The 27,000-nt window shown below is 46.5% G+C and carries 21 protein-coding genes; 7 read left to right on the forward strand and 14 right to left on the reverse strand.

The genetic code is table 11. From position 1 onward, the window contains the following. Positions 1-110 precede the first annotated feature (110 nt). The gene (locus FHS86_RS01940) at positions 111-1,718 is read left to right on the forward strand and encodes an amidase (protein ID WP_429410561.1); all 1,608 of its coding nucleotides are present in this window, start codon (positions 111-113) and stop codon (positions 1,716-1,718) included. A gap of 26 nt (positions 1,719-1,744) precedes the next feature. Here the strand turns inward: FHS86_RS01940 and dusB are convergent, their stop codons facing one another. The 5 genes from dusB to FHS86_RS01965 form a co-directional block, all read right to left on the reverse strand. Then, on the reverse strand, positions 1,745-2,758 hold the full coding sequence (gene dusB / locus FHS86_RS01945) for a tRNA dihydrouridine synthase DusB (protein WP_429410563.1): 1,014 nt from the start codon (positions 2,756-2,758) through the stop codon (positions 1,745-1,747). An 18-nt stretch (positions 2,759-2,776) separates the two neighbouring features. Then, on the reverse strand, positions 2,777-3,571 hold the full coding sequence (locus FHS86_RS01950; RefSeq protein WP_429410564.1) for a phosphatase PAP2 family protein: 795 nt from the start codon (positions 3,569-3,571) through the stop codon (positions 2,777-2,779). A gap of 23 nt (positions 3,572-3,594) precedes the next feature. Further along, positions 3,595-4,374: a nucleoside triphosphate pyrophosphohydrolase gene (gene mazG, locus FHS86_RS01955; RefSeq protein ID WP_429410566.1), complete on the reverse strand. Its 780-nt coding sequence runs from the start codon at positions 4,372-4,374 to the stop codon at positions 3,595-3,597. A gap of 72 nt (positions 4,375-4,446) precedes the next feature. Further along, positions 4,447-5,061: a deoxynucleoside kinase gene (locus FHS86_RS01960; protein WP_429410568.1), complete on the reverse strand. Its 615-nt coding sequence runs from the start codon at positions 5,059-5,061 to the stop codon at positions 4,447-4,449. Between the two features lie 125 nt (positions 5,062-5,186). Continuing rightward, a complete protein-coding gene (locus tag FHS86_RS01965) occupies positions 5,187-6,707 on the reverse strand; it encodes a GH3 auxin-responsive promoter family protein (RefSeq protein WP_429410570.1) in 1,521 nt (506 codons plus the stop codon). 117 nt (positions 6,708-6,824) lie between these two features. On the opposite strand from FHS86_RS01965, the gene FHS86_RS01970 reads away from it, so the two are divergent. The 4 genes from FHS86_RS01970 to FHS86_RS01985 all read left to right on the forward strand — a co-directional run bounded on the left by FHS86_RS01970 (position 6,825) and on the right by FHS86_RS01985 (position 11,279). Then, positions 6,825-7,382, forward strand: a complete 558-nt coding sequence (locus FHS86_RS01970) for a CvpA family protein (protein ID WP_429410572.1) — start codon at positions 6,825-6,827, stop codon at positions 7,380-7,382. 145 nt (positions 7,383-7,527) lie between these two features. Then, the gene (gene tyrS / locus FHS86_RS01975; RefSeq protein ID WP_429410574.1) at positions 7,528-8,820 is read left to right on the forward strand and encodes a tyrosine--tRNA ligase; all 1,293 of its coding nucleotides are present in this window, start codon (positions 7,528-7,530) and stop codon (positions 8,818-8,820) included. Positions 8,821-8,869: 49 nt separating this feature from the next. Beyond that, positions 8,870-9,820 (forward strand): GumC domain-containing protein, encoded by a 951-nt coding sequence (locus tag FHS86_RS01980; protein ID WP_429410575.1) that lies wholly within the window; start codon positions 8,870-8,872, stop codon positions 9,818-9,820. After that, a complete protein-coding gene (locus tag FHS86_RS01985; protein WP_429410577.1) occupies positions 9,798-11,279 on the forward strand; it encodes an O-antigen ligase family protein in 1,482 nt (493 codons plus the stop codon). Before FHS86_RS01980 ends, FHS86_RS01985 begins: the two co-directional genes overlap by 23 nt. A gap of 26 nt (positions 11,280-11,305) precedes the next feature. Here the strand turns inward: FHS86_RS01985 and pyrH are convergent, their stop codons facing one another. The 6 genes from pyrH to FHS86_RS02015 all read right to left on the reverse strand — a co-directional run bounded on the left by pyrH (position 11,306) and on the right by FHS86_RS02015 (position 22,046). Beyond that, a complete protein-coding gene (pyrH, locus tag FHS86_RS01990) occupies positions 11,306-12,025 on the reverse strand; it encodes a UMP kinase (protein ID WP_429410579.1) in 720 nt (239 codons plus the stop codon). A gap of 80 nt (positions 12,026-12,105) precedes the next feature. Continuing rightward, on the reverse strand, positions 12,106-13,476 hold the full coding sequence (locus FHS86_RS01995) for a cryptochrome/photolyase family protein (RefSeq protein ID WP_429410581.1): 1,371 nt from the start codon (positions 13,474-13,476) through the stop codon (positions 12,106-12,108). A gap of 44 nt (positions 13,477-13,520) precedes the next feature. Beyond that, on the reverse strand, positions 13,521-15,731 hold the full coding sequence (locus FHS86_RS02000) for a phospholipase D-like domain-containing protein (protein ID WP_429410583.1): 2,211 nt from the start codon (positions 15,729-15,731) through the stop codon (positions 13,521-13,523). A gap of 15 nt (positions 15,732-15,746) precedes the next feature. Beyond that, the gene (locus FHS86_RS02005) at positions 15,747-17,924 is read right to left on the reverse strand and encodes an endonuclease (protein WP_429410585.1); all 2,178 of its coding nucleotides are present in this window, start codon (positions 17,922-17,924) and stop codon (positions 15,747-15,749) included. Beyond that, complete coding sequence (locus FHS86_RS02010) at positions 17,924-20,674, reverse strand: TonB-dependent receptor (RefSeq protein WP_429410587.1); 2,751 nt, start codon at positions 20,672-20,674, stop codon at positions 17,924-17,926. Before FHS86_RS02010 ends, FHS86_RS02005 begins: the two co-directional genes overlap by 1 nt. A 73-nt stretch (positions 20,675-20,747) precedes the next feature. Continuing rightward, positions 20,748-22,046 carry a lamin tail domain-containing protein gene (locus tag FHS86_RS02015; protein ID WP_429410589.1) on the reverse strand — a complete coding sequence of 433 codons (1,299 nt, stop codon included), beginning with the start codon at positions 22,044-22,046 and terminating at the stop codon, positions 20,748-20,750. A 321-nt stretch (positions 22,047-22,367) separates the two neighbouring features. Between FHS86_RS02015 and FHS86_RS02020 the strand changes: the two genes are divergently transcribed. Together FHS86_RS02020 and nadA are read left to right on the forward strand one after the other, a co-directional pair. Beyond that, positions 22,368-22,964 (forward strand): hypothetical protein, encoded by a 597-nt coding sequence (locus tag FHS86_RS02020; RefSeq protein WP_429410591.1) that lies wholly within the window; start codon positions 22,368-22,370, stop codon positions 22,962-22,964. A gap of 144 nt (positions 22,965-23,108) precedes the next feature. Beyond that, positions 23,109-24,119 carry a quinolinate synthase NadA gene (gene nadA, locus FHS86_RS02025; protein ID WP_429410593.1) on the forward strand — a complete coding sequence of 337 codons (1,011 nt, stop codon included), beginning with the start codon at positions 23,109-23,111 and terminating at the stop codon, positions 24,117-24,119. 318 nt (positions 24,120-24,437) lie between these two features. Here nadA and FHS86_RS02030 read toward each other — a convergent pair whose 3' ends face one another. The 3 genes from FHS86_RS02030 to FHS86_RS02040 form a co-directional block, all read right to left on the reverse strand. Then, complete coding sequence (locus FHS86_RS02030; RefSeq protein ID WP_429410595.1) at positions 24,438-24,815, reverse strand: GxxExxY protein; 378 nt, start codon at positions 24,813-24,815, stop codon at positions 24,438-24,440. Between the two features lie 18 nt (positions 24,816-24,833). After that, positions 24,834-25,019: a hypothetical protein gene (locus tag FHS86_RS02035; RefSeq protein ID WP_429410597.1), complete on the reverse strand. Its 186-nt coding sequence runs from the start codon at positions 25,017-25,019 to the stop codon at positions 24,834-24,836. Positions 25,020-25,343: 324 nt separating this feature from the next. Continuing rightward, positions 25,344-26,987, reverse strand: a complete 1,644-nt coding sequence (locus tag FHS86_RS02040; RefSeq protein WP_429410599.1) for a SulP family inorganic anion transporter — start codon at positions 26,985-26,987, stop codon at positions 25,344-25,346. Positions 26,988-27,000: the final 13 nt, after the last annotated feature.

Here is a 27,000-nt window from a genome sequence, read left to right on the forward strand (position 1 = left end):
TGATAATTTAATGATTTAGTTGGATGTGGGAATGTTGAAGTGAAAAATAGAAAGTATTCCTAAATTCGGGTAGAAATGATTATTTTTAGTCATTCATCAATCCTACAGCAATGAAACGTAGAAGTTTTTTCCGCTCAGCTGCCCTTGGTAGCGGTGTGTTGGCCCTGGCTCCTTTAAGTGCCTGCACGTCAAGTGAAACAAATCATGAGGTTGATTTCTCCTCCTTCGACCTGAATGAAGCAAGCGTTGAAAGCCTGCAAAAGCAAATGGCTGCCGGTGAAATTACCTCGCTGGCTCTTGTCGAAAAGTACCTCGAACGCATCGCCGGTGTTGATGGTGTTTTGCATTCGGTCATAGAGTTGAATCCCGATGCTCGTGAAATTGCATCCCGTTTGGATGACGAGCGGGCCCGGGGGAAGCTACGCGGACCTTTGCATGGAATACCGGTCATGATTAAAGACAATATCGATACGGGCGACAAAATGATGACCACGGCGGGTTCAATGGCACTCGACGGTTTCAGGGCACAGGAAGATGCCTTTATTGTGAAGCGCCTGCGCGAAGCGGGAGCTGTGTTGCTTGGTAAAACCAACCTGAGCGAATGGGCCAACATCCGTTCAGGCAATTCAAGCAGCGGCTGGAGCGGCAGGGGTGGTCAGGTTCGAAATGCTTACGTGCTCGACCGCACACCCTGTGGATCGAGCTCGGGTACCGGCGTTGCCGTAAGTGCCAATTTGTGTACTCTTGGCATTGGTACCGAAACCGATGGATCGATCGTTTGTCCCTCGGGAACCAACGGAATTGTTGGGATTAAACCTACACTGGGAAGCTGGTCGAGGCAGGGAATCATTCCCATTTCGCACAGCCAGGATACTGCTGGTCCTATGGCCCGCACGGTAAGCGATGCCACCATTTTGCTGGGGGCCTTGTCGGCAGCCGATCCTTCGGATGAAGCGACCACTGTTCCCGGTCGTTTGAATATCAGCGATTACACCCCGTATCTTAAAAAAGACGGATTGAAGGGAAAGCGCATCGGTGTTGCCCGTCAGTTCTTCGGCTTTCACGCTCAGGTTGATGTACTGATGAACGAGGCGCTGGCCTTGATGAAAGAAGCAGGAGCCGAACTGGTCGACCCAATTGTACTGGAAGGCAGGCGCGAATGGGGTGAAGCAGAATGGCAGGTGCTTTTGTACGAATTGAAACACGATTTAAACAAATACTTTAGCGAACATCCCAATGCACCGGTTCGTTCGCTCGAAGAAGTGATTGCCTATAACAAAACGCATGCAGCCATTGAGATGCCCTGGTTTGGACAGGATATTTTTGAACTGGCCCAGCAAAAAGGCGATTTGAACGAAAAAGAATACATCGATGCACTTAAGACTTCGAAAGAACTGAGCCGCAATGCCATCGACGGGGTCATGAATGAACACCAGCTCGATGCCATTGTGGCACCAACCAATGGTCCTGCATGGAGCATCGACTGGGTGAACGGTGATCACTTTGGAGGTGGAAGTTCGGCACCCGCTGCCATTTCGGGCTATCCCAACATTACTGTTCCGGCAGGTCAGGTGCATCAGTTGCCGGTAGGCATTTCGTTTTTTGGAAGGGCCTGGAGTGAAGCTGTGCTGATTGAGACTGCCTATGCTTTTGAGCAGCTTTCAAAATTCAGGAAAGCACCTGGTTTTGTTCCTTCGCTGCTTGATCAAAAATTGTAGTACGAAGTGTTGAGAGGGATGAAAGGTTATTTCAGACTGATGTTACTATAGTCCACCCTGGTATCGTGATATTTTTCTGCAATTTTGTCGAGGATTGTGAGTACATCTTCGTATTCAGTTGAGCGCAGCAATTCGATGCGTAGTTCCCTGAAATTGGGCAGGGCGGGAAAGTATTTGGCAAAATGACGGCGCATTTCAAAAATGGCGCGGGTTACATCGTCTTTCCATTCGGCCGAAATGCTCAGCTGATCTTTTACATTTTGAACCACTTCGGGTACAGTTGGGGGAGGAAGTAACTCGCCCGTTTCGAAAAAGTGTTTTATTTCCCTGAAAATCCAGGGCCGTCCAATGGCACCTCGTCCAATCATTAAAGCATCGACTCCGGTTTGCCGGTACAGGGCGGCAGCTTTTTCGGGGCCGTTGATATCGCCGTTTCCGATAATCGGAATGTGCATGCGGGGATTATTTTTCACTTCTCCGATTAAGGTCCAGTCGGCTTCTCCGGTGTAAAGCTGTTTGCGTGTACGTCCGTGTATGGCCAGTGCTTTGATGCCTGTATCCTGCATGCGTTCGGCCACATCGACAATGATCCTGCTGTTTTCGTCCCAGCCCAGGCGGGTTTTGGCAGTTACGGGCACTTGCACTGCATCGACAATGCGGCGGGTCATTTCTACCATTTTGGGTACGTCGAGTAACATGCCGGCTCCGGCCCCTTTCTTTACGATGCGTTTCATGGGGCAGCCGTAGTTGATGTCGATGAAGTCGGGCTGAAAGGTTTCGGCTACTTTGGCTGCTTCAACCATCGAGTCGATCTGATGGCCAAAAATCTGAATGGCAACCGGACGGTCGAAATCGAAAAGCGTCATTTTCTGTTTGGTCTTCTTTACATCGCGTATCAAGGCCTCACTTGAAATGAATTCAGTGTACATTACATCGGCACCATATTTTTTGCACATGTACCTGAACGATTTGTAGGTTACATCTTCCATGGGAGCCAAAAAGAGCGGCAGCTTTCCTAATTCGATAGTTCCGATTTTCATGGCGCAAAAATAAAGAATTTATTTTATGCTGATCGACATGCTTAAGCCGGTGTGTTGAGGACTTACAGTCGGGAAGAAACGAATGCTGTTGTTGTCCCATTGCTTGCTGATAAAAATACCAATGGTGGTGCCAACGGCAGCACCCATCAGCACGTCGCTCGCCCAATGACGTTGGTGAACGATCCGTTGCAGGCCACCCAGTGTGGCCAGGCTGTAGGCTGTTACCGGTACCCAGATGCGGTCGCGATAACGATAGGCCACTACCGAAGCAGCAGTAAAAGCAGTAATGGTATGACCCGAGAAGAAGGAAGTACCATTGAAAAATGGCCCTTTCCAATCGTGTGGGTCGGTGGTACCCAGTGCATTGGGACGCTGTCGGCCGGCAGTAGACTTCACTGCGTGTACGACTACTGTACTAATCAGCAGGGCTTCAGCCATGATCACAGCGGTTTCAGTTGAATAGTTGTTTTTGCTGATCAGTCCGTGGGTCATCAGGGCCCCCATGGCAAGCAGCGGATAATAGTTGCCTGCTGGTTCGGCCAGCCAGAATAAGCGATCGATCGTTGAAGAACTGATGTTCCCTGTCGAATGGTAAATGGCTTCATCGCCCCGGGCTATGAGGAGTGAAGTAGCTGCTACCGTTCCTCCGGCCAGCAGCCATTTCCCGGTGCTCCAACGTGCCGGTGCTGTCAGCAAGGCCTTGCTGTCGGTAAGGCCATGACGAATCGTTTTACGAAACAGCAGACTGTCGCTTTCCTGGGCAAGAAGTTGAAAGCTTAACAGGATCAGCAGCAATGCAAAGACAGACTTCATAGCTTGTTTATTTTTTACTTTTTTCAGACATCAAATTTTTTGGCTTCTTCCCAGATTTCATCCATCTCAGACAGGCTCATGTCGTGCAATGAGCGGCCTTTCATAAGCGTTTGCTGTTCGAGGTAAGAAAAACGTCGGATGAATTTGATGTTGGTGCGTTCGAGGGCTGCTTCGGGATCGATTTCGTATAAACGTGCAGCATTGACCATGGAGAAAAGCAGGTCGCCGAATTCTTTTTCCATGTCACGCTGATTTCCTGCTTTCACTTCGTGTTCAAACTCGGCAAATTCTTCTTTTATTTTATCCCACACCTGTTCACGCTCTTCCCAGTCGAAACCTACGCCCCTTACTTTATCCTGAATGCGATGGGCTTTTACCAGCGCTGGCAATGAGCCTGGAACCCCTTCGAGCACCTGTTTTTGTTTTCGTCCCTTTTCTTTTAATTTGAGTGCTTCCCAGTTTTCGGCTACTTTTTGTGCATCAGCGGCATCGACATCAGCAAAAACATGAGGATGCCGAAAGATGAGCTTTTCACAAAGTGAGTCAATAACATCTGCTATATTGAAGGCCTTTTTTTCGTCAGCAATTTTTGCGTAGAACACAATGTGTAGCAGCAAATCGCCCAGTTCCTTTTTGAGTTCCTGCATGTCACCTTTCAAAATGGCATCGCCCAGCTCGTAGGTTTCCTCGATGGTTAAATGACGAAGACTCTCGAGTGTTTGCTTGCGATCCCAGGGGCATTTTTCCCTGAGTTCGTCCATGATGTTAAGTAAACGTTCAAACTGTTTAATTTTTTCGTCCATGGCTGATTGGATTAAATAAAAAAATCCTGTCTTGTTTTTCGACAGGATGATGATCAACTGTTGCTTTCTATTTTAGAACAGCCCGTGAATTTGTGCATCCACCCGATCGATGATTTTGCTGAGATCTTCGTTGTTGTTGTGAAAGTTCAGATCATCGACATTAACAATCAGCATCTTGCTGGCTTTGTATTTGCTGACCCATAGCTCGTAGCGTTCGTTGAGCATTTTCAGGTAGTCGAGGCGGATCGATTCTTCGTATTCGCGTCCACGTTGCTGAATCTGGTTGACCAATGTTGGTACCGAAGCCCTGAGATAAATGAGCAGATCGGGTGGCTGAATGAGTTCGACCATTAGCTGAAAAAGCGAGTGGTAATTGTTGAAGTCGCGGGTCGACATCAGTCCCATTTCGTGCAGGTTTGGAGCAAATATTTCAGCATCCTCATAAATGGTTCGATCCTGAATGACCGTTTTGCCCGACTTACGTATATCGACCACCTGTTTGAAGCGGCTGTTGAGGAAGAAGATCTGAAGGTTGAACGACCAGCGTTGCATGTCGTTGTAAAAATCGTTAAGGTAGGGATTGTCGTCAACCGTTTCGTAGTTGGGAATCCATCCATAATGTTTCGATAACAGCGTAGTTAAGGTAGTCTTCCCTGCGCCAATATTTCCGGCAATTGCAATGTGCATCTTGTATATTGATTTATTTTTTGCTGCGACTAAGGTAATAAATCAATGTATTGTCCGGTGAATTTAGTGCTTCTAAATCGCGATGTTTTTTATGTCAGCACTTGTGATGCGCTGTAGATAAGACTTTAAGACTTATTGATGAGTTCAAGCAGTGGGTCGAGGTACTCGCGGTTATTGGCAAGGCGTGGAATTTTATTCTGTCCCCCGATTTTTCCTCTTTGTTTCATCCATTCGTAAAAGGTCCCTTGTGGTGCTATTATGATTTCGAGACAGGTAAGCGTCATGTCTTTGTAGCGTTTGGCTTCGTAGTCGGAATTGAGTGACTGTAGCGCTTTGTCGAGTTCAGTGGCAAAGGCTTCGAGGTTTTCTGGTTCTTTTTCAAACTCAATGATCCATTGATGGCGTCCCTTGGAGCTGGTACCCATGAATACCGGACCGGCGGTAAATTCACTGATATTGGCACCGGTTCTTTTGCATGCCTCATCCAGTCCCTTTACTGCGTTATCAACAATCAGTTCTTCGCCAAACGCATTGATAAAATGTCGGGTTCGTCCTGTAATTTGTATTTTGAAAGGATATTTCGAGGTAAACCTGACGGTATCGCCTATGACGTAGCGCCACAAGCCGCCATTGGTTGAAATAACGAGTGCATAATTTACGCCTGTTTCCACCTCGTCCAGTGTAAGTGCCCGGGGGTTTTCGGTATGAAATTCACTCATGGGAATGAACTCGTAATAAATGCCGTTATCGAGCATCAGCAACATGTCGTCGGTTTCGGGGTTGGTCTGCATGGCAAAGAACCCCTCCGAAGCATTGTAAGTGTTGATGTAGCGCATGGTTTTGCTGGGAATCAGCTTTTCGTACTGTTCGCGGTAGGGTTCAAAGTTGATCCCTCCGTGAACAAAAACTTCGAGGTTGGGCCATACCTCCAGCAGGTTCTTTTTTCCGCTTACTTCAAGTATTCTTTTTATTAATACCAGAAACCACGAGGGTACGCCTGTTAAGCTGGTAATGTTTTCGTTGATGGTTGACTGAACAATCCTTTCAATTTTTTCTTCAAAATCGGGGATCAGTGCAATTTCGGCATCGGGTGTATTTTTGAAACGTGTAAGGAAGGGCAGGTTGTGTAACATCACTGCCGAAAGGTCGCCTGTACGGGTTTTGGCATTCATGGTACTTACCTTATGACTGCCACCGATGGTGAGGTTTTTTCCTTCGAAAAATTTTGAATCGGGGTTGCTTTTGATGTAGTGGGCAAATACATCGATCGATGCTTTGAAATGGCATTTTTGTAAGGCCTCGTTGCTTACGGGAATGAACTTACTTTTATCGCTGGTAGTCCCCGATGATTTGGCAAACCACTTTACCCTGCCCGGCCACAAAATATTTTTTTCGCCGACGATCATTCGTTCAATCCACCCTTTCAGCACTTCATAGTCGGTAAGCGGTACTTTTTCTGCAAAGTCAGCTGCTGATTTGATGTGACGGAAATCGTACAATCTGCCCCACTCTGTTTTGCGGGCTTTTTTAACAAGTTCTAATAGCACATTCTCCTGTTGTTCAACAGGATGTTTGCTAAAATATTCATATTTCTTGTAGCGACGCGTAAATATAGTTTCGATACTACGGTTGAATATCCTGGCCATGCGTTGAAGGGGTTTTAACCTTGTTTAAATGCTTGTGCAAAATAAGAAAAAAAAGACGTACTTTCATTTAGTTTGACAGTAAGCGCTTATTTTTGTATCAACTAAAGCTTTTTAGTCATGAATTATATCGATTATATTATTGTAATACTACTGGTTATTGCTGCAGTAAAAGGTGCTGTGAAAGGTTTTGTGTACGAGGTGTCCTCGTTAATTGCACTGATTGCAGGGGTGTGGGGCGCCATCAAATTTTCGGGTGCTACCGAAAGCTATCTGCTTAATCGTTTGAATTTTACCTCGCAGTACATCGACGTAATTTCCTTCATCATCACCTTTGTGCTGATCATTATTTTGGTTCACTTTATTGGAAAGGCGGTAGAAAAGGCGGTTGAATCGATTTCGCTGGGTGGATTAAACCGTGTACTGGGGCTGGTTTTTTCTGTATTGAAAACCGCCTTCATCCTCGGTATACTGGTGGTATTGATCCATAAAATTGATGAGACTATTTCCATCGTTCCCGAAGACGATATCGCCGAATCGAGGTTTTATGAACCATTGCGCGGACTGGCCGTAAGCACTTTTCCTTTTGTTCAGAGTTTAATTGAAGAAATGAAAGAAGATGACGGGGACCAGGATCGAAACAGCAGAAAGAGACGCACTAACGGAGCGAGCATTTAATTCGACAAAATCAATTTTGTGTGATGAAATACCAGCACATGGCCGGTTTCATTTTAAACACGTTGTATATTTTTGTACTTTTGCCCGCCATTGTATGGTTACTTCCATGCAATTTTTTTTGGAATTTGATATCAACTGAGGAAGCATGAATTTTATAGAAGAATTAAAGTGGAGAGGCATGATCCACGATATAATGCCTGGTACCGAAGAGCAATTAGCCAAAGAGATGACATCGGCCTATGTGGGCATCGATCCTACTGCCGATTCACTGCACATCGGGCACCTGGTTAGTGTGATGATGCTGAAGCATTTGCAGATTGCAGGTCATAAGCCCATAGCCCTCATTGGTGGTGCTACGGGAATGATCGGTGATCCCAGTGGGAAATCGCAGGAACGCAATTTGCTCGATGAGCCTACACTCCGTCATAATCAGGCCTGTATTAAGCAACAGCTCGAACGGTTTCTTAATTTTAGTTCTGATGCTCCCAATGCTGCTTTGCTGGTAAATAATTACGATTGGATGAAGGAATTTTCCTTCCTCGACTTCATCCGTGACATCGGTAAGAACATAACGGTGAATTACATGATGTCGAAAGACAGTGTAAAGAAACGTTTGGGCGATGAGTCAAAAACAGGCATGTCGTTTACCGAGTTTACCTATCAGTTGGTACAGGGCTATGATTTTCTGCACTTGTACAAAATGTACAACTGTCGCTTGCAAATGGGGGGATCCGATCAGTGGGGTAATATCACTACCGGTTCTGAGCTGATCAGGCGAAAAGAGCAGGGAGAAGCCTTTGCACTCACTTGTCCGCTTATCACCAAAGCCGATGGAAGCAAATTCGGTAAAACTGAATCGGGGAATGTTTGGCTCGATGCCAACCTGACTTCGCCTTATCAGTTTTATCAGTTCTGGCTGAATGTGTCTGATGAGGATGCACAGAAGTACATCAAAATATTTACACTTCTAAAAAGGGAAGAAGTAGAAGCACTTGTTGCGCAACACAATGAGGCGCCTCATCTAAGATTGCTTCAGAAACGACTGTCAGAAGAAGTGACCACCATGGTTCATTCGAAGGAAGCATTGGATGCCGCCATTGAAGCTTCACAAATTCTGTTTGGTAAAGGAACAGCCGACCAGTTACGAAAGCTCGACGAGCGTACTTTCCTGGCAGTTTTCGAAGGGGTTCCTCAGTTTACTGTGTCGAAATCGCAACTCGAAGCCGGTGTGCCTGTGATGGATTTGCTGACCGATTCGGCAGCCGTATTTCCTTCGAAGGGTGAGTTACGACGCACCATACAAGGGAATGGTCTGAGCATCAATAAGGACAAAATAAGCGATGTTGAATTAAATATTGATTCGAACTATCTTATTGGTAATAAGCATATTCTGGTGCAGAAAGGAAAGAAAAACTATTTTCTGTTACTGGCTGAATAATAAAAATATATTCCCAACGTTCAATTGTTTAGACTAACGAAACTTATTCATGGATAATTTTTTCGACAACAGGCGGATCCTTTCCTCCATCTGGAAATGGAAAACTCACCTCATTGTGATCATCACCTTAACGGTGGTGCTTTCTGCCATCATTTCAGGACCCTGGTTCATTACACCGAAATTTGAATCTTCTGCCAGGGTTTATCCGGTAAATATTACCGAAGCCAGTGAGGAATCGGAGAGTGAGCACCTGCTCGAATACCTTCGTTCGAACGACATCCGTTTCAGAATGATTGATGCTTTCAAACTCGATGAAGTGTACGATATCAGCCGTGATGAAAAACTATATCAAACCTGGATTCTTTACGAGTACGAACAAAATGTAAGCTACAAAAAAACCGAATTTGAGTCGATCGAGATTCAGGTATTGGATGAAGATCCGGTACGTGCACGCGACATGGTTGATTCATTGATTGTTTTTCTAAACGACAAATTATTGAGCGAACGCAATAAGAAGCACCTCGAATTTGCAAAGGTTTACAAGAAGGCACTGGATCAGAAGCAACATGAACTCGATTCATTGGGAGCTGTAGTTGACCAAATCAGGGCTGAAACCGGACTGATTGATTATTTTTCGGAAGCAACCACTGCAACCGAAGGCCTGTTGCAGGCTGCTGCCCGTGGAGGCGATCGTAAGCCTGCCCTGCAGGCAGTCGATAACCTGGTGAAATGGGGTGGTGTGCTGCGTGTTAATCAGGAACTGATAAAAGATTATGAAGTGGCAGCCGACACTTTGCGCCTTCGCTACGAAAGGGCTATGTCGAATGGAACAAAAGTCATTTCGCATACCCGCATTGTTGAACATCCTTTTGTGGCCGATAAAAAGGCGTATCCTATTCGCTGGCTGATTGTATTTTTATCGACAGCTGCGGCAGGTTTTGTTTCATTAATTACCGTATTGCTGATCGACTATTTTCGTGAATCTAAGCCGACTTTATAGACAAATCCCGGATAAATGGATCAGGCTCTTCCTGTTCTATTCTTTTTCACTGGCATTTGTGCTGCTGAACGCATGGCTGGTGCTCAAAAAAGACACTTTGCTGGGTGTGCTGTTTCCGGTCTTGCTCATGGTATTGGTCACTGCCCTTTTCTCTTATCAAAAATTGATATGGCTGGTCATTTTGCTTACACCGCTGTCGGTACCCCTGAAAAAGCTGTATTACGGTTTGCCCTTCGACATGTTTATTCCAACAGAACCTTTGCTTGCCGGTATCTTAATACTGTTTTTAATTTCGATTGCCCGGGGGCAACGGCTCGATTTTCGACTGACAAGGCATCCGGTGGCGATTGCCATTTACTTCTATCTGGCCTGGATGTTGCTTACCGTGGTTAGCAGTACACTGCCCCTGGTTTCGCTTAAATTTGTTCTGGCCCGTATTTGGTACGTTGTTATTTTCTTCTTCTTACTAACGGTTATTTTCAGAAAACAGGAGAATATTTCAAAGTTTGTTTGGTTTTACACAGCTGCCTTTGTTCTGGTCATTATTTACACCTTGGTCAGGCACACGGGGTATGGACTGAATAATCACAAAGCGGCCCACTGGGTGATGACTCCCTTTTTCAACGATCATACCTCGTATGGGGCCGTACTGGCCATGTTCATTCCCTTTTTAATCGGCTTTTCATTTGCACGCTGGATTCCTGTGCGTAAGCGCGTTTGGATTTGGGCCTTGTTGCTGTTTTTTGTGGCAGCCGAAATCTTTTCCTATTCGCGGGCGGCATGGCTCAGTTTGATCGTATCGTTTGGTGTATGGGGAATTATGCGTTTACGCATCCGTTTTAAAACACTTATGATTACCGGTGTGTCGATTCTGGCTATTGCATTTGTATTTCAAAAGCAGCTGCTGATGAAATTAGAGCAAAATTCAACCGATTCGTCGAGTAACCTGATGGAGCACGTTACCTCAATGACCAATATCTCGACCGATGCGTCGAACCTTGAACGGATTAACCGCTGGCAGTGTGCCTTGGCCATGTTTAAAGAAAAGCCTGTACTAGGCTGGGGCCCCGGCACCTATGCCATGAATTATGCACCTTTTCAGCTTACACGGCAACGAACCATTATCAGTACCAACTCAGGCGACGGAGGAAACGCACACAGCGAATACCTGGGTTCGATGGCTGAATCGGGGCTGCCCGGACTCATTACACTGCTGGCCCTGCTTTCAACGGTGTTGTATACCGGTATCAGGGCTTATACACGTTCAGAAGATCAGCGCATTAAAACCATTCTGATGGCATCGGTCATGGCGCTCATTACCTACTATACGCATAGCTTTTTGAATAATTTTCTTGATACCGATAAGGCTTCGGTTCCTTTCTGGGGATTTACCGCCATCATTGTTGCACTCGACATTTATACCCGCGAGGAAAAAAAGAAGGCACTCAAAGTATCTTAAGCGCCCCGAATCTTTAGTTTCAATTTTTATTTTTCGTAAACCAGCGTACCTATTTTTCCACCGGTAAGTACCTTTTTCAGATTGCCGGGTGTATCCATGTCGAACACCACGATGGGCATTTTGTTTTCCTTGCACATGGTGGTAGCTGTGAGATCCATTATTTTCAGTCCGCGCTGGTAAACCTCGTCGTAGGTAATTTTGTCGAATTTTTTAGCCTGTGGATTTTTCTCCGGGTCATCATCATAAATACCATCCACCCGTGTACCTTTCAGCATCACATCGGCACCCATTTCGATGGCCCGTAAAGCCGAGGCGGTGTCGGTGGTGAAAAAGGGATTACCCGTTCCGGCAGCCATGATGGCCACTTCGTTTTGCTTTAAAGCATCGATGGCCTTGGCTTTTGAGTACATTTCACCAATGGGTTCCATGCGTATGGCTGTAAACAAGCGGGCGGTAACTCCTTTCTTTTCAAGTGCCGATTGCAGTGCCAGGCTGTTGATGACTGTAGCCAGCATGCCCATTTGATCGCCTTTAACGCGGTCGATTCCCTGGGTAGCACCCTTCAGTCCGCGGAAAATATTTCCACCACCAATTACAATGCCTACCCTGATTCCGGTTTCAACAACTTCTTTAATTTGTCCGGCATAGCTGTTCAGTTTTGCACTGTCGAGGCCATAACCGGCATCTCCCATTAACGACTCTCCCGAGAGTTTAAGCAATATCCGTTTGTAAGGATTAATAATCATATGCTTCGATTTTTTACAAATTTAAAGATTTTCAATGAGCATTGCCCAACAAAGTAGGCAATAAGCTGGTACTTGTTCTTCTAAAGCGCCTTGAAAACGGCTTTGATTGCCGTCGCCTGCTCGCTGTGATTTACCATGGGACGCGGATAGTCCAGGTTTGCATGTGGCTTCGATTCAAGCTGATGAATTGCTTCGGCTGACAGTTTTCTTAGCTCGGGGACCCACTTTTTAATGTAAATGCATTGGGGGTCAAATTTTTTCTGCTGGCTCCAGGGATTAAAGATTCTGAAGTAGGGCTGGGCATCGCAGCCGGTAGAAGCAGCCCATTGCCAGTTGCCATTGTTGATTGCCGGATCGTAGTCGCTCAGTTGCTGTGCAAAATAACGCTCACCCCATTGCCAGTCGATGTGCAGGTCCTTGCACAGGAACGAAGCCACAATCATGCGAACACGGTTGTGCATATAGCCCGTTGCATTCAGTTCGCGCATTCCCGCATCGACAATCGGAAAGCCGGTTGTACCCATGCACCAGCGTTCGAACTGTTCTTCATTGTTGGTCCACCCAATGTGCTCGTATTTGCTTTTGAATGCGCGACCCAACACGTGGGGGAAGTGCCAGACAATGTGGGTGAAGAAGTCGCGCCAGTACAATTCGTTGATCATCGGATGATCCTTACCGAAAAAGGAAAGTACTTTATGGTAGCTTTCTCGCACCGAAATGGTGCCAAATTTATGGTGGGCCGACAAATAGCTGGTACCCCAAACTGCAGGCAAATCGCGTTGCGTGGCGTAATCGGCGAGCTTTTCAATGTGTTCAAGCAATTCGAGCCCTTCGCTTCGTCCGCCATTTAGCAGCAAGCCCGGGTTTTTGCTTTTCAGCAGCGATTTGGGGTCGTTTAAGACGGATGGACTTTGAATGTCCTGCTTGTAATAGTTTGAATACAGGTTGTATAAGGGCTCCGAAACAGCATGCTGTCGTGCCTTTTTCATGAAAGGTGTGAAAACCGTGTACGGTGTACCATCGTCCTTGTGTACCGTTTCGGGTTCGTTAAGCAGGGCATCGCCAAACACATTCAGTTTGACCTTGTAGTTTTGACAAACCTTTGCTATGGCTTCATCGCGGCCTCGGCTGAAAGGGGTGTAGTCGCGGTTGAAATACAGGGCATTGGGTTTTACGCTTTCAATCAATTCCTGAACTACCTCATGGGCAAGGCCTTTAAAGAAATATAAGCGGGAGCCTTTTGCTCTTAGCTTCTGATCGAGTTCGAGCAGCGAGTTGATCATGAACTGGAAAGAATGCTTACCCCGGTAGGGATGGTCGAGCTGCCTTTCGTCAAAAATAAATGCCGGAATTACCTGCTCCGATTGTTCGAGAGCAGCCATCAGGGCCGTGTTGTCGTTTAGCCGAAAATCGCGCCTGAAGATATGAATGGATAAAGAAAATGGTTTCATGCTACAAAAACATGAAACCATCTTCTTATGTTTAGTAATTTGATTTATTGTTTTACCAGGCGCTTGATGAAGCTTCCTTCTTCGCTGTCGACTTTCAACATATAAATGCCCTTACTGAGCGATGACAAGTCGACGCTCTCGCTGGTAGCCTCCAACTTCCGGATGAGCAATAAGCGGCCCGATAAATCGAAAATTGAGAGGGACCGAAGCTGCGATTCACCGGAGATGCTAAGCTCTTTGTTTACCGGATTGGGGTAAATGGTGAATTGTGCTGAAAGCAGTTCGTTAACGGCAGTGGGAATGCTGTTGGCATAAACAGCTTCGACCTCGTGATAGTACAATTCGGCCAGGAGCTGGTCGTAAATAATCAGGGTATTCTCATCGTTGCGGCTTTCGGCCGATGCGCTCCAGTTGTGCGTTCCGGTCAACACCAGCGGGTCTGATTCGGGATGCAGGTAATCGGCTACAAGGTATTTATGATGAACCGTGGTATTTTCGGGCCACGACAAGCCATCGGCATTGGTGTAGTCAACTACATCGATACCGGCAGCCTGTAGCTTTTCATATTCACTTCCCGAATAATCGACATAGTCGATTACTCCCTTAATGTTAACGCCCCGTTTATGAGCATCGATCAGTGCAGCTCCAATCCCATCGGAAGTAAAGGCCATGATGTTGAAGGCAATTTCGTGGTTGGCCGAGTTAATGGCATCAATGATTTTGCTTTCGGTGTTATCGGAAGGCGAAAAGTACAATTCAACCCGTTTGCCGTTGATGCTGAACAAATGGGGTGTATTGTCGGCTTTGTTTGAAGCAAAACGGCTTTTTTCGTAATCGGGTGCTGACTGGGGACCACCCCACATCTCGTTGAACTCGGCAGTATACGCCTTGGCCAGTGACTGATCCTGAATGGTAATCAGGTTGTTGGCATCGAGTACCAGGTTGTTGTAGGTCCAGTTAGTTGAACCGGTTAGTACCCCGCTGTTGTTTTCGCTCGCAGCATCGACTACAATGAATTTGTGGTGCATAATTCCGTCGGTATTCCCCCACATCACCTGTGCATTTTCAAGCATTTCGGTAAAGAAGGCATCATCCGAATCGTTGTCGGTAATGATCCGCACCTGCACACCTGAACTCGCCTTCGCTTTGATGGCATCAAAGATCTTCTGATTGGTATCATCACTTTCGGGACTGTGGTTTTTTACATCGTAAATGGCGATGTCGAGCGTTTGTTGTGCCTTGTTGATAAAGGCTGCAATGGAGTCGGCAATGTGCTTTGTATAGTAGCTTTCATCGGCTCCGGTGTATGTTGTTGTGAAGTTGTCGGGACTGGTGAATACTACCTTGATTTCACCGCTTGAATTCGAAACGGTGGTAAAGGCACTTAGCACTGGTCTTGTGGTATCGCTACCGGCCACCGAAAATGCCTTGGTGTAGTAGAGTTCGCCGGGATTGAGGTTCTGCAAAACGATTTCATGCTTCGTACTGTTGTTCTGAAGGCTTACACTTTCGCTGAGTAGGTCGGGCGAGATTCCGTAATGTACTTCAGAACTTGCTTCAACATTGGTTTCCCATTTCAGGGTGATTGACGTTTTATCGGGATCAAGCTGGTAGGGATTGCGCACAAAATAAAGCGCACTGTTTATTTCGATATCGGCCGCATTACGCGGAGCTATTTTATAAGCGCTGTAGGTATAATGCATGATGCCGGTAATATCATACTTGTCCCCTTCGGTCGATGCAAATTTGTAAAAGATTTCATCAACTGCCAGCGGCCCGCTTCCGTCGTTTATTTCCCATTCGCCATAGCCAATGTCGGAGTTGGTGCAGGTGCCTGCAACTACTTTTACAAGCATTCCTTCGTAAGCTTCGGGTGCCTCGTGACCAGTTGAAATGATAATTGGTTCGGGCAATTCGTTTCCTGTTGAAATAATTTCGAAGGCAGAAACTGCTTCAATTTCGGTTAAATCGTAGTATTCCTTTGCTTTCCCGGTGAGTTGCACTTCGTCGCCGGGATTGGGCATGGGCGAACGATTGAGGTCGTATATAAAAACGCCCGACCAGGCGCTGTCGGCATCCTGTAAAAAATAACCGGCACCGCTTTTTGCTGCCGTTACAATGCCCTTAATTGTGACTTCCTGTCCTGCATAAGGCGAAGCAGCCTGCTGTCCCTGAACTTTGGCAATGGCCAGCACCTGTGCATTTGCGCCGAAGGTGTAAAGCAGTAGCAGGGTAAATAGAATAAAACGCAACATGGTAAAAATATTTTCTTATTGAACAACTACTCTTTGATGATACCGGGCTTCTTTTCCCACAACATGAAGGAGATAAATTGCGGCTTGTTTACCAAGTGAAATCGTGTTTTGTTGCTTGTTAAAAGGAATAACAGCAAGCAGGCGGCCACTGATATCGTAGACTTCGACCCGTTCAACGGGTTCGTTGGCAGCAACAGTAAAAACACCGTCATTCGATGGATTCGGGTAAATCTTTAGCTTCCCGGCCGTAAATTCGTTTACCTTGCTAATGAGCGATTCAAATTCGATGAGCTGGTTGTCGATGGCATTGCCCATCTGATCGGTAACACCGTTGACCGTCAGGCTGTGGTTGCCAATCGATAAGCCGGTAACGTTTAGTATCACTGTTGTTCCTTCGGAATAACGGAAAGCAGACAAAACGGTGATTCCACTGCTGAAAACATAATTTTCGACCTGCTCCGAAGTGGTTTTTTCAACCCTTTCGTTAAAATCGATCGTGATCCAGTCCTTATCGAGTATGGCAACTTTTGTTACCACTGGTGCGATGGTATCATTCCCCTGGGTAAAATCGTCCATGCTCCGGACGAGCAGCTGATACGTATCGTTGTACTGACTAACAACGCCTGTAACATCGACCACGCCGTAGGGGATGGTTTCGCCAACCAGTCGTGAACCGTATCGTGAGTAAACGGTAAGGCTGCCTGTTTCGTCGCTAAAAGTATAGGAGGCGTTATCATCGGGAACAATGGTTCCTGCATCGTCGAACGAAACATCTTTAATGGTCACCAGCATTCCTTCGTAGGCTTCCGTAATTTCGTTCACTTTGAGTGCGCTTGCTTCATAAGCTTTGTTGGACTTCACGTTGTGAAAATAACTGACATTCGAAAGTTCTGTCAATCCGTTGTATTCCACTATGTCACCTTCAACAACAATGCTGTCGCCAACATAACCGGTTTCGTTGGACCCAAAAACACAAAGCCCGGAATACGGTCCGCTTCCATTTTGGATGTACACCGAATTATCGAGGTTGGCCACTACGCGCCCTGAAACAATTACTTTGTTTCCAAGCAGTGGGCTTTCGTTGCCTGTGCCCTGTACTGTTGCAACAGAAGTCAGTTGCGCTGCTTCAATGGTGCGGGGCAATTCGATGCTCGTGTGCCTGACGTATGCTTCACCATTAATTGTGGCCATTAATTTTACATGAACCAAAGTTTCTTCGGTAAAGCTACTTAAATCAAGGGTTGCATTCTTTTCTCCCGGGTTGTTGTCAAGTTGAAGCGAAATGTCCTCTTCACCGTAGGTTGTACTTAGGGTGACAAAAAGTTCATCGACGGGTGCATCGGCAAGGAGCTGAAACGACAGTTGGGCTGTTGAACCGGCAAGCGGCAGCTCAGGACTGAGTTCCAAATGCTCAAACTGAACGGGAGCTGCTTCGGCATTGGCCCAGATTAAATCGGCCAGTTCAGGCATGTCGATAAAAGGATTACGGTTTTGCTGAATGGTAAAGAGGCGTTCGTTCCTCCGGCGTTCGAAATCGCTTGGTGGAAACTGGCGGTTCCATTCGAGCAGTGTTGCCAGGTCGCCATGTTTGGGTGTTGGATAAGTATTCACGCCATTTACAACTTCGAGATCGATTTCATCATTGGTGCCTTCGTAGCGGGTAGCCATGTAAAACAGTATACGGGCTACCTGGCCTTTGGTGGCATCGCCGGGTTCCCAGGTGCTGGCATTGTACCAGCACTCAGTGGCTTCGGGATGTTGGGTTCCGTTGGGCTGAACAATGCCAAAATCCTTGTTGCTTCGATCCATGTTCACCGAAGCATCGGCAGGACGGAGGTTAAAGGCATCGCCGTCCATGGGACGCTTTCCTGAAAAATCACCATGCGATTTGGCCCAAACATGTTCCCGGTTGATAAAATCGCCGCCTGAGCCATATGATTCGGCACTTTGCGAGCGTTGGGTGTAAAACAGGATCACATTGTTTTCGTTTTCAGGATCGGCATCCGAATAATTAATCAGGTAGCGTGCCTGGCTGTACGAAAAATCGACATGATCGTTGATGATTTCGTGCAATTGTGTTTTCAATGCTTCGCCCTTAAGCCCCGAAATACCATTGTAATAAGCTGGTGGCTGGGTAAAGGCTAAGCTTGAAAGAAGTAAGAAAAGGGATGCGAATATTGTTCTTATCTGCATTAGAAAAACATTTTTAAACTGAAATTATAGGTGCGACCAAGGCCAAAGAATACCGATGCCGACTTTGCATCATAATCGGTATAGTTTACATCGTTGTAGTTGTCGTTGTTTTGTGCCCTTACGATGCGTTTTTTATCAAGTACGTTCAGCACGTTGGCCCTGAACTGAAAGCGCTGGTCAAAGAGTTCGAAACGATAGCCTGCATGAAAATCGAAAATCAGGTAAGCCGGAATTCGCCATGAATCGCGGGCATTGCCATGTTCTCCGGTTGCTTCATCGTACCATTCGTACGAAGCAGGTGTTCCATCGAGCGAAATGGGATCAAACTCGGCATAGTAATCGGCGAAATAGGTTACGCGGGGTTTGAAATACAAACCTTTGACGGGTTCCCAGCGGATTTCTCCGGCGACTTGTGTTTGAGCCGAGTTGCCTACGTGTACGCCGGTTGCATCGAAAAAGCGGGAAGCAATTAAGTTTTGGTTGTCATCATAAATCCTTACGGTGTCTGATGAGTTCCAGCGCCAGTCGCCCAGCGATACCAAACCCTGAATGTCGATCTGTTCATTCACCTTAAAAATGAAATCGAGTTCCACTCCTTTATGAAGCGCATCCATTCCGTTGATATTAAGAGAGAATTCTTCAAATTCGCCCGGCGATGTTTCAACGGCTACCTTTCCTGCACTATCCATTGGTTTGTTTTCCCATATCGTATAATAGGCATTCAAATTGGCCGAGAAAATGGTGCTGTTATAGGAATAACCCAGTTCAAAGGCTTTTACAATTTCGTTGTCGGTATTGAAAAAGGATACATTGTCGTATGCATATACATTGTTGAAGCGTGGCGCTTTGCTGAGGTAGCCAAGATTTACAAAGGCGTTCATCCGTTTGCTAAAGTTGTAGTTGGCACCGCCTTTGGCCGTATACCCCGGAAACCACTTCCAACCGGTAAATTCAACCAGATTTCCATCGATGGTTTCGTAGGTAAAGCCATCGCGTTGTTCTACGTTTCTTGTTTTACGCATCACGATGTAATCGGATCGTTTATAACCTGAGTTGGATAGCGTAAGGTTTATAAAAGAGCTTAGAATATCGGTTTTATGTTCCCATTGGCCAAACAATCCGCCCCAGCGAACAAAGCCATCGTTGTGGTAGTTGTTTTTGTCGCCGTCCTTTAACATGTATTTCGATTTGGTGGCATCGTCCCAGTCGGTGATGTAGTCGAAAACAGCATAGTCGGCACCCATTAGGTCGTACACTTCTTCGTAATGAATTCCACGGTAGTTTCTCAGGTCGATCCCTCCCGAGAAAGTATTTCTATCGTCGATCTCATAATTCAAAGTCGATAACAAACCTAGCCAGCGGTGAGAATTAACGCGACGAACCATGTAGTTCGAGGCCGCATGCAACTCATCATCAAAAAGCTGGTTGATGGAACCCTCGGAGATGTTTCGGTCGTAAATCGACTGGAAGTTCATTTGTCGGGTTTCGGGTAGAAGGCTGGGAGTTGCTTTTGCTCTGATTCCGCCGCCGTTACCGATCGATAGGTAAGCAATGTTCGAGATGAACAGCTTGTCGTTTACATTCCACGAATCTTTTAAGGTGAACTGAGGTTTATGGTATTGATTCACGCGCTCGGAGAAAGGTTGAGCCACGGCATCGGGATTGTCTTTGGTACGTGCCAGATAGCCCCAGTGCTGGTTGTAGCGGACTCCCATCGGGGTTGCGGCTTCGATGGCTTCTTCGGGTACACCCAGTTCGCGGGCCATCTCGGCATCATAGCTTTGTATGGTTAGCATGTATGAGCGTTGCGCATGCGATTGCGGTGCGCCATAACCCGAGAGTGAAAGCGTGTGCTTGCCCAGTCGTTTGTCCACTTTGAAATAGTAGAAGAAGCCTTTGGTCCAGGTTTGATCGACCCAGCCATTGCCCTGTTTGTAGGACCCGGCTGCTGACAGCGCCCAGCCATTGCCTATTTCACCGGTCGAATAACCCAGATCGGTACGGATGTAACCGTCGGAGCCCATTTCCTGTTTAATGCTTCCGCCCTTGCGGGTATCCATTCCTTTGGTAATGATGTTGATGGTACCACCCACCGACGGGAGGGCCAGCTTTGAGGCACCCAGTCCGCGCTGTACCTGAATGGAACGGGTAACGGCATCAAGCCCAAACCAGTTCGACCAGTACACATGGCCTGTTTCCATGTCGTTCACCGGAACACCGTCGAGTAAAACGCCCACGTTACGTGAACTGAAACCCCTGATGGTTACCTGTGCATCGCCGTCGCCACCGCCTTCGGTGGTGGCGTAAACGCCCGGTGTTGAGTTGAGTACCATGGGGATGTCCTGGGCTGCAATAACCTCCTGGAGTTTTTCGGGTGTTAAGGTGGAGAAGGCTACGGGGGTTTCACGCGAACGCGCCACGTCGGCCACCACCCTGATTTCGTCAATCTGAAGTTTTGTTTCAAGTGCGAAATTGGCCTGTACATTGCTGTTATTTACCGTAAGCTGTTTTTGCTGGTCTTCATAGCCCACATAGGAGACAGTAAGTGTGTAGTTTCCATTTCTGACATTGATGGTATAGTAGCCATCGATGTTGGTCACTGTTCCCATGGTGGTGCCATCGATGAGCACATTGGCTCCGATGAGGGTTTCACCTGTTTCGGCATCACTCACTACACCGCTGATGCTGTGCTGGGCCATTCCATACAGCGATAAGGCAGTGAACAGGGTAATCAATAGTGTTCGTATCATTTTTTATGAAGTTGTTTAAGAAAAAAATAGGTCTCCGATTTTTCGAAAACCTATTTCTATATTCAATTTCTTATTAATTCCGGATGAAACGTTTGTGATCGGTGCTCCGATCGGCGTATTCAATTTGAAGCAGGTAAACACCTTTTTTAAGCTGTGAGGCGTCGAAGCGCACAAGGTTTTCATTGTTAACCGCCTGAGAATAGCTCAGCTGACCTGCTATATTTACAACACTTACCCTGCTGATGGCTTTTCCGGCACTGATGTTCAGCATTTGGTCGGAAACCGGGTTGGGGTAGATGTTTAGCTGCTTGCCGGAAGTAAAATCGTTGGCCGATACTTGTACATCGGAAAGGATGGCCAGAACGGTGGTCGATTCCGACTCGGTATAACCATCGTTTACCGTAACGTCGATGTAAAGGGTGTCCCACTCGCTTTCGAGCAGCGCCGCAGCATCAATCAGTTTGATCTCGCCGCTTGCACGATCCATTTTAAAGGGGGTGCGACGGGCATCGTTGCTGTCGTAGATGAAATTACCTGCATTGATGTAGTAACGAAGCTGGTCGTTTTCGGCATCGTTGGCTTTAACCACACCAAGTACTGCATCGTTTTCAGCCTGCTTCCAGATTTTGAACTCAAATTCATTGGATGTAAAAACAGGTGTTGCATTGTTGGGTGAAACATCACTCTTGTGCCAGCCCAGGTGGTTGAAGGTGTTGGCTGAGAGTGAATCCCACTGTTCGAGTGGATTAAACATGGACGGGTTTTCTTTTACACCTTCAATCACCGAAGATTTACGGTAGAGGGTATGATCGGCAGTAACACCAATTCCGTCGCCTGTGAAATAAGGGGCCGTATCGGTCCAGCACTCAACGGGGCGGTCCGATCCGGGCAGGGCAGCTGCCGAAGGGCTTGGAGCTCCCCAGCGGGCGAACAGGTCGACCAGGGTTCCGTTGGTTTTTTCGAGGGCCATGGCATCGTTGCCGTTATGGTACAGTGTGTTGCTTACACTGTAGTTGGGGCACAGAAAAACATCGGCACGGTCCTGCAACTGTTCCCATACCGGGGCATTCTGACCCGTTCCGGCGGGATCGCGCTTGTCTAAAACGCACACATAGGTTTTATGAGGTTGCAGATCAACATTTGGCAGTACAATTTTCCAGTCGTTTTCGGCCGGCGGGATGTCTTCACCATTGCCATAGCGCACCAGCTGGTAGCCCGACAGGTTGATTGCATTGGATGTTGGGTTGTAGATTTCTATCGCTTTGTTGTTCGACCATCCTTCGACATACTCCGAAATGATCAGATCGGATTGAGCTTTCAGACCTGCCGATACCATCAGGCCAATAACAATAAGTAGAATTTTATTCATCATATCACGTTTTTTTATTCTGTAAAAGTTTTTTCAAAATTAGAATTAATCTTTAAATATTTCCTGTTTTTTCTCACTTTCCAAACTTTAACAATTGATTCAGATCAGCTTAACAATTTAGAAAAAGCAGCTTCAAAAAACCAGTTTTTTTTAAAGAAACTGTACAAGAACAGCATTTGGTAAATTTTGGTGAGGATGTGTTCCTCTTCGGTTTTGTTAATCGGTTAAAAGACATGCAACTAAGGGTTTTAATAAAGATTAAAGAAATTAAACACACATTATCTGATACTATTGCGATATTTGAAGGATCAAAGCTGTGATGTCATGAACAAAATTTTCTTCTTCCTTCTGTTTCTGAGTCTTATCGTCATTCGGGTTGATGGACAGGAGTTGGTGAACGAACCCTTGTATAAAGCTGATGTTGACTATCATACCATAAATTTCGGTGATGCCTTCGACCAACAATTTTTTTCTGCCTTTTATCCGGGAGCCGGAAAGGCCGAGGCCTTTGGTCGTCAGCTTTTTCAGCTTTATTCGGTACCCGAGAGCTTCACTTTTTATCGCGACTCGCTTAGCTCACAGCAAAGTTTTCATTATTATGCCAGTCCCAATTTCTATTTCTTCCGCAATGACCGGCCACTGTACTTTAATGCCGGTTTTCATTTCAAAAATATCTTCGGCTGGGATCGTGTCGATCCGTATTTGTTTTCGGCAGGCGGCTTGAGTACCGATTATGAGTTTTCAGATGAAAAAATTCTGAAACCCGGCACAGGAAAGCCTGCACTGTACTTCGAAATGGGAGCGGGCGTAGAATACAAAGCCGATGATGGAAAGTACATTTTTCTGCAGTCGTCGGGAATGTTTCGTAATATGACACCCATCGGCAACAGGCAACTGGGTGGTGTCAGAATGAAGTTTTAAAGGCTGTAAGTCATCATGGTTCTTAAGACCAGGCAGTTTCAGGCTTGTTGTGTGTATTTGCAGGGAGAAATCCCGCTTTTGTAACAATCGGATTGATTTGTCTGTTATTATTACGTAATGATTTTATAAATTTGCAGCCTGTTATTGAAACAAGGAGGAGAAAGCATGCTCAGCAACGAAATAACCATGAAGCTTGAAACAGATGGCTTCATTGATGAAGCGATTCCCAAAGGACTGAATCTGGTTGAAGAAATCAAACGGCTCAAGAAAGAAAAGAATGCCGTAATTCTTGGTCATTATTATATTGAAGGAGAATTACAGGATATTTCCGATTTTGTGGGCGACAGCCTGGCGCTGGCGCAGGAGGCGGCGCGCACCACGGCTGATGTCATCGTATTTGTGGGTGTGCACTTTATGGCAGAAACAGCCAAAATTATCAATCCTTCGAAGAAAGTTTTGCTGCCCGACCTGAAAGCCGGCTGCTCGCTGGCCGAATCGGCTCCAATTGATCAGTTCAGGGAATTCAAGGCAAAATATCCCGATCACAAGGTAATCAGCTACATCAACTGCACCGCTGATCTGAAAACCGAAACCGACATCGTTTGCACCTCGTCGAATGCCGTGAAAATTGTCAACAGTTTTCCCGAAGATGAAAAACTGATTTTCGGACCCGATAAAAACCTGGGTAACTACATCAATTCCCTGACCGGTCGTTCTATGGTTTTGTGGGACGGTGCCTGTATGGTTCATGAGCAGTTCTCGGTGGAGAAAATTGTAAAGCTGATGGAACAATATCCCGATGCCGAGATGATTGCTCATCCCGAGTGTGAAAAGCCCCTGTTGCTGCTGGCAAAATACATTGGATCGACCTCGGCACTGTTGGATTATGTACAGAAAAGTAAGGCGCAGAAATTTATTGTGGCCACCGAAAGCGGCATTCTTCACCAGATGAAGAAGGCTTGTCCCGATAAGCTGTTTATACCGGCACCTTCGAACGATTCGACCTGCGCCTGCGACGATTGCACCTATATGAAACTGAACTCGATGCGGAAGCTTTATCTGTGCATGAAGAACGAGCTGCCCGAAGTGCAACTGAGCGACGAGGTGATTGAAAAGGCGCGGAAGCCCATTGAGCGGATGCTGGCGATTTCGTAGGTAAGACGCGAAGAAAAGGATCACGCGGAGGCACGAAGACGCGAAGGAATGGATCACGCAAAGGCGCTGAGGCGCGAAGAAATGGATCACGCCAAGACGCAAAGGCGCGAAGAAATGGATGACGTGAAGACGCAAAGGGAAGAGTCACGCGAAGATGCAGAGACGCGAAGAAATGGATGACGTGAAGACGCAAAGGGAAGAGTCACGCGAAGATGCAGAGACGCGAAGAAATGGATCACGTGAAGAGGCCAAGACGAAAAGGGGAATTAATTTTCCTTAGCGCCTTGGCGGCTTAGCGTGAGTATACTCCTGGTGGGTTTATAGCTTGTTCACAATTCTGCTTATACCATCTTTGATTAGTTTTTCATTGAAGTTAATCAGAAGCCCCAGTTTTTTATCGGCTATTTTCAGATAGGTTAACAACTGTTTGGGATGTACCGGTGCGAGATGTTCAACTGATTTTAATTCAATTATAACTTTGTTTTCGACAAGCAGGTCGGCCCTAAAACCCATGTTGATTTTTATACCATCCCAGAAAACAGGGATGATTTTTTGTTTTTCTACATTCAGGCCTTGCCTGACGAGCTCATAATACATGATTTCCTCATAAACCGATTCCAGTAAACCCGGACCCAGTTTTACGTGAATGTCAAAAGCGGTGTTTACAACAATTGTTGCAATTTCATTTTCAGTCATGATGGATTTGCTCGTTCTTTATTCTGTAAATATTCCGAACCAGCCCTTGCATTTTTCCGTGAAGACGATCACTTTTGGAGACCAGTAAACACATTTTCCGGATTCACCGATGGTTTTTCCGAAGCTGACGATGCGTTTTTCGGGCTTGCTTTTGTCTTTCGGAGTAGACGAAGGTTTTTCCGGGATTACTCTTTGTTTTTTCACGAAATAGCATGTTAATATACGTTATATTAAGCTAATAGTCAAGGGGCTTACGATCATTGGAAGTAAAAGGCGCGAAGAAATGGATCACGCGAAGGCGCAGAGACGCTAAGAAAGGGATCACGCGAAGGCGCGGAGACGCAAAGAAATGGATCCCGCCAAGACGCGGAGGCGCGAAGAAATGGATCACGCGAAGACGCAGAGGCGCGAAGAAATGGATCACGCGAAGACGCAGAGGCGCAAAGAAATGGATTACATCAAGATGCAAAGGGGAATTAATTTTCCTTTGCGTCTTAGCGGCTTTGCGTGAGTTACCTCCTGGCGGGTCTACAGCTTTTTTATTATATCTCCGGCACTATTCACAGCCCGGTCGAAAGAATCGTGTATGTTACTTTTGCCAATCAGACTACTGATTTGAGCACGGTCGAGTTCGGCTTTAACCCCCGGGTTGACCCCTGAAAGGATGATGTGAGTGTCGTTGTGGATGAGCTGTTTAATGGCTGATTTAAAATTCTGCAAACCGGTTGCGTCGATAAAGGGTACATGGCGCATTCGAATAATCAGGACCTTCGATTTGCTGCCTGTGCTTTTTAACACCTCGACATATTCTTTGGCTGAAGCAAAAAAGAATGGCCCGCTGATTTCGTAAACCGATATTCCCTTGCCCAGTTTTGAATAGTCGTCGAGCACGTCGCTGTCGACTTCGCGGTTGAGCGCCTGCAGGCTGGTGTCCGACATACGTTTCATGAATAATAGTGCCGACAATACCACGCCCACCTCAATGGCAATGGTCAGATCGACCAGCACGGTGAGGAAAAAGGTGGTGAGCAGCACCAGTTTATCAAACCACGAATTTTTAAGGATAGAACGAAAGGTTTGCCATTCGCTCATGTTGTAGGCCACTACGATGAGTACACCTGCAAGGCACGACATGGGGATGAGCTTTGCCCAGCGGCCAAAAAACAGCATGATGAGCAGGAGCGTAAGCGCGTGAATTATTCCGGCAATAGGGGTTCGGCCCCCGTTTTTTACATTGGTGGCAGTGCGGGCGATGGCTCCGGTAGCAGGAATGCCCCCAAAAAACGGGGTAACAATATTGGCAATTCCCTGGGCAATCAGTTCGGTATTCGAGCGGTGATTTCCGCTGATCATCCCGTCGGCAACCACTGCCGAGAGCAATGATTCGATGGCTCCCAGCAGGGCAATGGTCAGGGCGGGGGCAAGGTAATGTTGCAACTGGCTCCATTCGAAATGTGGCAGGGTGAATTTAAACTGATTGGGAATTTCGCCAAAAAAAGTGGCAATGGTGCTTACTTCCAAACCGGCCAGCTGAACAACCAGGGTTAGAACAACAATGGCGATGAACGATCCGGGAATTTTCTTGATCAGCTTTTTCGAATACACCATGATCAGTATGGTGGAAACGGTAATGATCAAAGCAGTATAATTGATACTGTGCAGGTTGGTGAAATAGGTTTGCCATTTTCCTATGAAATCGGCCGGCACGCTTGTGAGTGAAAGGCCCAGTGCGTCTTTGATCTGGGTGGAGAAAATCACCAGTGCGATGCCGCTCGTAAAGCCAACAATGAGCGGGTGGGGGATAAATTTGAGCAGGGAGCCCAGACGAAGTACGCCAAATAGGACCAGCATCACCCCGGCCATGATGGTTGAAATAATTAATCCGTCGATGCCGTATTGTTGTACGATGCCATACACAATGACGATGAAGGCACCGGTAGGGCCGCCAATCTGCACACGGCTGCCCCCTAAAAATGAAATGAGGAAGCCGGCTACCACTGCGGTAATCAGCCCCTTATCGGGCGATACTCCCGAGGCCACGGCAAAGGCAATGGCCAGTGGGAGCGCTACAATACCTACTACAACTCCTGCCATGGAGTCGGATAATAATTGTTTCCGGCTGATGCCAGATTTTAACACGGAGAAAAACTTGGGTTTAAAAATTGTGTCCATACCAAACGTAGAT

Origin of the sequence: Roseimarinus sediminis, assembly GCF_050433125.1 — a bacterium.
GTDB classification, from domain to species: Bacteria; Bacteroidota; Bacteroidia; order Bacteroidales; family Prolixibacteraceae; genus Roseimarinus; species Roseimarinus sediminis.

Coding starts and splice junctions, on each gene's coding strand:
- FHS86_RS01940 (WP_429410561.1), top strand. CDS start 111: ATGAAACGTAGAAGTTTTTTCCGCTCAGCTGCCCTTGGTAGCGGTGTG.
- dusB (WP_429410563.1), bottom strand. CDS start 2,758: ATGAAAATCGGAACTATCGAATTAGGAAAGCTGCCGCTCTTTTTGGCT.
- FHS86_RS01950 (WP_429410564.1), bottom strand. CDS start 3,571: ATGAAGTCTGTCTTTGCATTGCTGCTGATCCTGTTAAGCTTTCAACTT.
- mazG (WP_429410566.1), bottom strand. CDS start 4,374: ATGGACGAAAAAATTAAACAGTTTGAACGTTTACTTAACATCATGGAC.
- FHS86_RS01960 (WP_429410568.1), bottom strand. CDS start 5,061: ATGCACATTGCAATTGCCGGAAATATTGGCGCAGGGAAGACTACCTTA.
- FHS86_RS01965 (WP_429410570.1), bottom strand. CDS start 6,707: ATGGCCAGGATATTCAACCGTAGTATCGAAACTATATTTACGCGTCGC.
- FHS86_RS01970 (WP_429410572.1), top strand. CDS start 6,825: ATGAATTATATCGATTATATTATTGTAATACTACTGGTTATTGCTGCA.
- tyrS (WP_429410574.1), top strand. CDS start 7,528: ATGAATTTTATAGAAGAATTAAAGTGGAGAGGCATGATCCACGATATA.
- FHS86_RS01980 (WP_429410575.1), top strand. CDS start 8,870: ATGGATAATTTTTTCGACAACAGGCGGATCCTTTCCTCCATCTGGAAA.
- pyrH (WP_429410579.1), bottom strand. CDS start 12,025: ATGATTATTAATCCTTACAAACGGATATTGCTTAAACTCTCGGGAGAG.
- FHS86_RS01995 (WP_429410581.1), bottom strand. CDS start 13,476: ATGAAACCATTTTCTTTATCCATTCATATCTTCAGGCGCGATTTTCGG.
- FHS86_RS02000 (WP_429410583.1), bottom strand. CDS start 15,731: ATGTTGCGTTTTATTCTATTTACCCTGCTACTGCTTTACACCTTCGGC.
- FHS86_RS02005 (WP_429410585.1), bottom strand. CDS start 17,924: ATGCAGATAAGAACAATATTCGCATCCCTTTTCTTACTTCTTTCAAGC.
- FHS86_RS02010 (WP_429410587.1), bottom strand. CDS start 20,674: ATGATACGAACACTATTGATTACCCTGTTCACTGCCTTATCGCTGTAT.
- FHS86_RS02015 (WP_429410589.1), bottom strand. CDS start 22,046: ATGATGAATAAAATTCTACTTATTGTTATTGGCCTGATGGTATCGGCA.
- FHS86_RS02020 (WP_429410591.1), top strand. CDS start 22,368: ATGAACAAAATTTTCTTCTTCCTTCTGTTTCTGAGTCTTATCGTCATT.
- FHS86_RS02030 (WP_429410595.1), bottom strand. CDS start 24,815: ATGACTGAAAATGAAATTGCAACAATTGTTGTAAACACCGCTTTTGAC.
- FHS86_RS02040 (WP_429410599.1), bottom strand. CDS start 26,987: ATGGACACAATTTTTAAACCCAAGTTTTTCTCCGTGTTAAAATCTGGC.